This window comes from Streptomyces sp. NP160 (assembly GCF_006335115.1).
In the GTDB taxonomy this organism is placed as follows: domain Bacteria; phylum Actinomycetota; class Actinomycetes; order Actinomycetales; family Quadrisphaeraceae; genus Quadrisphaera.
The window spans coordinates 176,285-182,556 of record NZ_VDMJ01000002.1 but is presented as its reverse complement, the minus strand read 5'-3'; the positions used below and the strand labels follow the sequence as shown (position 1 = coordinate 182,556).

The window sequence follows — 6,272 nt, the reverse complement described above, 5'->3', positions numbered from 1 at the left end:
TCACCCACATCCTCGGCTGATGCAGCGTCATGAGCGGCAGTCGCCGGCCGTCTGGTCCGCCACCTGATAACGGCAGCAAGCATCTAATGATCATGGCGTTCACCTCACCCCTCGGCAGCATCCCTGGAGAGCGCTGACGGGCAGAGGGGAGCGACACTCGCCGGCGCCCACCCGCGCACCCGCCCATCCGCAGGTCAGCCGCTCCATCTGGTCGCCAGGCGCTCCAGCAGGGGGATTGCGTCCCTGAGGTCGACCGTCGTGAGGGAGACCAAGGCGGCGGCTGCGCACGCCTGCGAGGCGTTCAGGGCGATGCACCCTCCGACGGCGGCGAACAGCGGCAGGTCGGACCGGCTGTCGCCGACCGCGAAGCAGCTCGAGGCCGCCACCCCGTGAGCCGCTGCGACCGCCAAGGCCGCGTCGCGCTTGTCCTGCTCGTCCCAGTACCTGCGCACCTGGCCGGTGTACCTCCCGTCGACGACCTCGAGCACCGGCCCTCCGCTGGGCGCGAAGCCGAAGCGCCGCGCGAGGTGATCCGTCACCGCCGTCCACGCGAGGCTGGCGAGCACCGGCGTCCAGCCCCTCCGGCGGCAGTGGTCGACGACGACGTCGATCCCGTGGATGAGCGGTAGGTCGCCCAACCACTCCTCCACGAGGTCGGTCGGCAGGCCTGCGAAGCCGGCGGCGTCGATGTCGCACACCTGGTGGTTGGTCACCTCACCGCGCGCGTAGGCGGCCTCGGCCGCGACCACCGCGCTCGCGCCCCCCGTGAGCTGCGCCAGGAAGGCACCGGTCGACGGTGTGCCCGGCGCCGTCAGGGTTCCGTCGACGTCGAAGAAGACGAGCCGCTCTGGAGCGGCGCGGCCACCGGAGTCACCAGCGCTCACCACCTGTCGGGGACCGCCCCGGTGGGGTCGTGCAGGGTCCCCTCCTCGCAGCGACGCGCGAAGCTGCCGAGGGCGTGGTCGCGCAGCGCCCACCGCCCCGCCAGGTGGGCTGCCGCGGCCACCTGCAGCGGCAGCGTGGCGCGGTGCACCATCGCGCGCTGGAGCACCTCGTCGTCCTCCACGACCTCCGACACCGCGGCCACGCCGTGCGCCCCCACGAGGGGCGCCACGTCCGTGGCCGGGTCGCCGGTGCAGGCGTGGTCCCAGTCGATGAGAGCCGACGGCCGTCCGTCCGCCCACAGCAGGTTGTGGCCTCCGAAGTCCCCGTGGACCAGCCCGGGGCGCCGCGGTGGCGGCAGCTCGAGCAGCGCCGACACCGCCCGCTCGGCCAATGCGGCGCAGCCCCCCAGCAGCGAGAGGAGGTCCGGTGCGACGACGGCGGGGAAGCACGACCCGCCGCACCACGTGCGCGGGGGAGGAAGGTCCAGGTGGGTCGACGTCGCGGCGAGCTGGTCGAGCAGTGCGGCGAAGGCGTCCCGCAGCAGCGGCCACGCAGGCGCCGGCTCCGCGGCGCCGGGCAGGGCCCCGACCAGGTACCCGCACTGCTCGCCGTGCTGCACCACGTCGGACAGGGCCGGTGGGACGGCGACGCCCAGCGACACCTGCTCCACCGCGCGCAGCACGCCCACCTCCCGGGTGGCGCGAGCGAGCCCTCCGCCCCCGAGGGGCGCGCGCAGCGCGACCTCGCCCGGCAGCACCAGCACGTCGTGGAACGCGCCGTGGTGGTGCTCGGCGCGGCGCCAGTCCTGTGCCGGGAAGGCGCTCGACGCCCAGGCGCGCAGCTGCGCCAGCGAGTCACCCGGGGCGTCCACCACGGGCGGACCGTACGCCCGGCGCCGGACCCGGTCGCAGGCGTCGTCCACGATGAGTCCGGCGCCGCCACCCGGTCGTGGTGGTCGTCACCAGCACGATCCGCACCACCAGGAGGAAGCCGTGCCGCAGCTGCTGAAGGTCCAGAACTTCTCCGTCTCCGCAGACGGCTACGGCGCCGGGGAGGGGCAGAGCCTCGAGCGGCCCTTCGGGCACGCGGACCCGCGCCAGATGGCCGGCTGGATGTTCGCCACCGCCAGCTTCCCGGGCAACCCCGGCCCGGGCGGCACGCGCGGCCTCGACGACCACCTCGTCCGCGGCTTCCACCACGGCATCGGCGCCGAGATCATGGGGGCGCACAAGTTCAGCCCCCACCGCGGCCCGTGGACGGAGGCCAGCGCCCGGGAGTGGCGGGGCTGGTGGGGGGACGAGCCGCCGTTCCACACCCCGGTCTTCGTCATGACGCACCACCTGCGCCCGTCCTTCACGCTCTCGGACACCACCTTCCACTTCACCGACGCCGCCCCGGCCGAGGTGGCCGAGCAGGCGAAGGCCGCCGCGGGTGGGCTCGACGTGCGGCTCGGTGGGGGAGCGCAGAGCATCCGCGCCTTCCTGGAGGCCGACCTCGTCGACGAGCTGCACGTCGCCGTCGTCCCCCTGGAGCTGGGCGCCGGCACCCGCCTGTGGGGCGGCCCCGAGGAGCTCGACGACAGGTTCCACCGGGAGGTGGTGCCGAGCCCCAGCGGCGTGGTGCACCACCTGCTCTGGCGCCGCTGAGCCCGCGCGCGGCGGCGCCGCAGAGGACGACGGCGCGCAGTCCCGACTCCCGGCCGTGCCATTATCTAAGTGTGCGCGAAGATAAGCGGACGTGCGGACGTCTCCCCGACAGCGACTACGTCGAGCTGGCCGTCGAGGTCTTCTCGATGCTCGCCGACGCCACGCGCGTGCGGATCCTCCTGGCCCTCAAGGACGCCGGCGAGCTGTCCGTCAACCACCTCGCCGAGGTCGTCGACAGGTCGCCGGCGTCCGTGTCCCAGCACCTCGCCAAGCTGCGGCTGGCCCGCATCGTCACCACCCGCGGCGACGGCGTGCGCGTCTACTACCGGCTCGCCAACGAGCACGTGCCCCAGCTGGTGACCGACGCGATCTTCCAGGCCGAGCACGCCCTCGGCGGCACCCCGCACCACCACCACGCCGCGGAGGCGGGGGAGTGACGAGCACCCTCACCGAGGCCCGCACGTCCGACGACCCGCGCCCGGGCGGACGCGTCCTCGCGAAGCCGCCGTCGCTGCTGGCCACCGGCGCCCGCCTGCCCGAGGTGCGCTGGGCCGCCCTCGCGCTGGTCCTCTTCCTCGTCGCCTGGCCGCTGCAGCTCGCCGGCGCGCCCGCTCCGCTGTGGTGGGGCCTGTACCTGGCCTGCTACGTCGCCGGCGGCTGGGAGCCGGCGTGGGCGGGCGTCAGTGCGCTGCGGGACAAGACCCTCGACGTCGACCTGCTGATGATCGTCGCGGCCATCGCCGCCGCGAGCATCGGCCAGGTCTTCGACGGTGCACTGCTCATCGTCATCTTCGCCACCAGCGGCGCCCTGGAGGCGCTGGTCACCCAGCGCACCGCCGACTCCGTCACCAGCCTGCTCACCCTCGCGCCCGAGCGCGCCACGCTGCTGGACCGGGGCACCGACGGGCTCGGCGAGGGGCGTGAGCGCGAGGTGGACGCGGCCGACCTCGCCGTCGGCGACGTCATCCTCGTCCGCCCCGGGGAGCGCGTGGGCGGGGACGGCGTGGTGGTCGACGGCGTCAGCGAGGTCGACCAGGCCGCCGTCACCGGCGAGTCGGTGCCCGTCCGCCGCGAGGTCGGTGACGAGGTGCTCTCCGGGACCGTCAACGGCACCGGCGCGCTCACCGTCCGGCTCACCCGCGCCGCCGGCGACTCCGTCATCGCCCGCGTGGTGGCCCTCGTCAGCGAGGCGTCCCAGACCAAGGCCGTCCGCCAGCTCTTCATCGAGCGCGTCGAGCAGCGGTACTCCCTCGGCGTCGTCGTCGCGACGCTGCTGGTCTTCTGCGTGCCGCTCGCGCTCGGGCACGACTTCCAGCCCACGCTGCTGCGGGCCATCACGTTCATGATCGTGGCTTCGCCCTGCGCGGTGGTTCTCTCCACCATGCCGCCGCTGCTCGCCGCCATCGCGAACGCCGGGCGCCACGGCGTGCTCGTGAAGTCGGCCACCGTGATGGAGCGCCTCGGGCGCACGCAGGTGGTCGCCTTCGACAAGACCGGCACGCTCACGCAGGGCGCCCCCGAGGTGGTCGACGTGCTCCCTGCGCCCGGTCGCACGCCCACCGAGGTCCTGCGGCTGGCCGCGGCGGTGGAGCGCCACAGCGAGCACCCGCTCGGTCGCGCGCTCGTCCGCGCCGCCGACACCCCCGCAGAGCAGGACGACGACGAGGGCCCCCGCACCGCGGAGGACTTCCGGGCCCTTCCCGGACGCGGGGTGGAGGGCGTGCTCGACGGGCGCCGCGTGCAGGTGCTGCAGGCGCCGCCGCAGGCCGACGGGCCACGGGGCACCGTGGTCGACGTCCTCCTGGAGGGCCAGCGGCTCGGCTCGGTGGTGCTGCGCGACGCGCTGCGCCCCGACGCCGCCGACGCCGTGGCGCGCACGCAGGCCCTCACCGAGCGCGTGTCCGGCCACCCGGTGCACCTGCTCACCGGCGACAACGCCGCCACCGCCGAGGACGTCGCCGCGCGCACCGGGATCACCGCCGTGCACGCGCACCTGCTCCCCGAGGACAAGGCCGCCGTGGTGGCCGACCTCGAGCGCCGCGGGGTGCCGGTCATGGTGGTCGGCGACGGCGTCAACGACGCCCCGGCCCTGGCCGCCGCTAGCACGGGAGTGGCGATGGGCCGGCACGGGTCGGACCTGGCGCTGGAGACCGCCGACCTCGTCGTCATCCGCGACGAGCTGGCCGCCGTGCCAGCCGTCGTCGCCCTGTCCCGCCGGGCGCACCGGCTGGTGGTGGCCAACCTCGTCATCGCCGCGGCGTTCATCGTCACGCTGGTGACGTGGGACCTGGTGGGCACCCTGCCGCTGCCGCTCGCGGTGGCGGGGCACGAGGGCTCCACCGTGGTGGTGGCGCTCAACGGGCTGCGCCTGCTGCGCCGCTCCGCCTGGCAGGCCGCCTGACGCGCTCGCCGCGCCGTTGGTGACAACGGGTGACGAGTGATGACGGCCTGCGCCCTTCCGGGTGCAGGCCCGTGGGGGGACGACGCTCCTCCGACGATGATCACCAGGCTGGCCCCTCCGCCCCCTCCGCCCCTTCGAGGAGCTCCTGCCGTGCCCCTTGGCCTCTCGCTCGACCAGGTCCTCCTCCTCGCCACCGGCGGTCTGCTCGAGGTGTGCGTGCTGCTGCTCCTCGCCCTGGTGGTCGCCCGTGCGCGCGCTCGCGGCGCGGCGGCGCGGCGCCGCGAGCTGCGCGAGCAGGGACCGCCCGTGGTGGTCGGCGTGGTCGTCGACCACCGGGCCTGACCAGCGGCGGCAGCTCGCCGCCCGCCTCCGGCGAGGCGACCCCGGCCGGGCGGGCGGGGGACCACCGCGCGAGACTGCGGTGCACCTGCTGCCGCCACGGGTGCGTGACCCGAGCCAGGAGGTTGGCATGACCCACGACGCACCGCCGGACGACGTGCTGTCCACCCCCGAGCCCGCGCTGCACCGCGGTGTGGGTGACCGCCTCAACTGGCTGCGCGCCGGCGTGCTTGGCGCCAACGACGGCATCGTCTCGGTGGCGGGCATCGTGCTGGGCGTGCTGGGCGCCACCTCCGACCGCAGCGTGCTGCTCACCGCGGGCACCGCGGGCCTGGTGGCGGGAGCGCTGTCGATGGCGGTGGGCGAGTACGTCTCGGTGAGCACCCAGAAGGACACCCAGACCGCGCTGCTGGCGCTGGAGCGCCGCGAGCTGGCGGAGATGCCCCACGAGGAGCTCGCCGAGCTCGCCGCCATCTACGAGGCCAAGGGCATCCCCGCCGAGCTCGCCCGCGAGGTGGCGGTGGCCCTCACCGAGAGGGACGCGCTGCGCGCGCACGCCGAGGCCGAGCTAAACCTCGACCCCGACGAGGTGGTCAAGCCCTGGCAGGCGGCGTGGGCCTCCCTGCTGTCCTTCACGATCGGCGCGCTGCTGCCGCTGCTCGCGGCGCTCCTCATGCCCGCGCCCGCCCAGGTGCTGGCCACCGTGGTCGCGGTCCTGCTGGCGCTGGCCCTGACGGGCGCGGTGAGCGCGCGCCTCGGCGGCGCGGACTCCCGGCGGGCGGTGCTGCGCACGGTGGCCGGTGGCGCGGTGGCGATGGCCGTGACGTACGGCATCGGGTCGCTGGTGGGCACCGCCGTCTGAGGTCCGAGAAGGCGCCTGTGAGCTCGCCGAGAGGTCCTGACCTGCGGTGATCCTCACGGGGAGCGGGCTGGCGGGGACCGACCTACGATCTCTGCGGTGGTAGGTCGGGGACCACGAGCAGACCCGTCGGAGGGCGGGA

At 75.0% G+C, this 6,272-nt stretch carries 7 protein-coding genes; 5 read left to right on the top strand and 2 right to left on the bottom strand.

The features are described from left to right. Positions 1-194: 194 nt before the first annotated feature. Together FHN55_RS01095 and FHN55_RS01090 are read right to left on the bottom strand one after the other, a co-directional pair. Complete coding sequence (locus tag FHN55_RS01095) at positions 195-884, bottom strand: HAD family phosphatase (RefSeq protein WP_139709903.1); 690 nt, start codon at positions 882-884, stop codon at positions 195-197. Next, positions 881-1,759 carry a phosphotransferase family protein gene (locus FHN55_RS01090; protein ID WP_180357555.1) on the bottom strand — a complete coding sequence of 293 codons (879 nt, stop codon included), beginning with the start codon at positions 1,757-1,759 and terminating at the stop codon, positions 881-883. Before FHN55_RS01090 ends, FHN55_RS01095 begins: the two co-directional genes overlap by 4 nt. 118 nt (positions 1,760-1,877) lie before the next feature. On the opposite strand from FHN55_RS01090, the gene FHN55_RS01085 reads away from it, so the two are divergent. The 5 genes from FHN55_RS01085 to FHN55_RS01065 all read left to right on the top strand — a co-directional run bounded on the left by FHN55_RS01085 (position 1,878) and on the right by FHN55_RS01065 (position 6,133). Next, complete coding sequence (locus FHN55_RS01085) at positions 1,878-2,531, top strand: dihydrofolate reductase family protein (RefSeq protein WP_139709899.1); 654 nt, start codon at positions 1,878-1,880, stop codon at positions 2,529-2,531. Positions 2,532-2,602: 71 nt separating this feature from the next. After that, positions 2,603-2,968, top strand: a complete 366-nt coding sequence (locus FHN55_RS01080) for a metalloregulator ArsR/SmtB family transcription factor (protein ID WP_306821775.1) — start codon at positions 2,603-2,605, stop codon at positions 2,966-2,968. Next, on the top strand, positions 2,965-4,932 hold the full coding sequence (locus FHN55_RS01075; RefSeq protein WP_139709897.1) for a heavy metal translocating P-type ATPase: 1,968 nt from the start codon (positions 2,965-2,967) through the stop codon (positions 4,930-4,932). The genes FHN55_RS01080 and FHN55_RS01075 overlap by 4 nt, the downstream gene beginning before the upstream one ends. Positions 4,933-5,082: 150 nt before the next feature. Then, the gene (locus FHN55_RS01070; RefSeq protein ID WP_139709895.1) at positions 5,083-5,274 is read left to right on the top strand and encodes a hypothetical protein; all 192 of its coding nucleotides are present in this window, start codon (positions 5,083-5,085) and stop codon (positions 5,272-5,274) included. Positions 5,275-5,401: 127 nt separating this feature from the next. Then, positions 5,402-6,133, top strand: a complete 732-nt coding sequence (locus FHN55_RS01065; RefSeq protein ID WP_139709893.1) for a VIT family protein — start codon at positions 5,402-5,404, stop codon at positions 6,131-6,133. Positions 6,134-6,272: the final 139 nt, after the last annotated feature.

Excerpts from the sequence above, each read along its gene's own strand:
- FHN55_RS01065 (WP_139709893.1), top strand. The coding sequence starts at position 5,402 with ATGACCCACGACGCACCGCCGGACGACGTGCTGTCCACCCCCGAGCCC.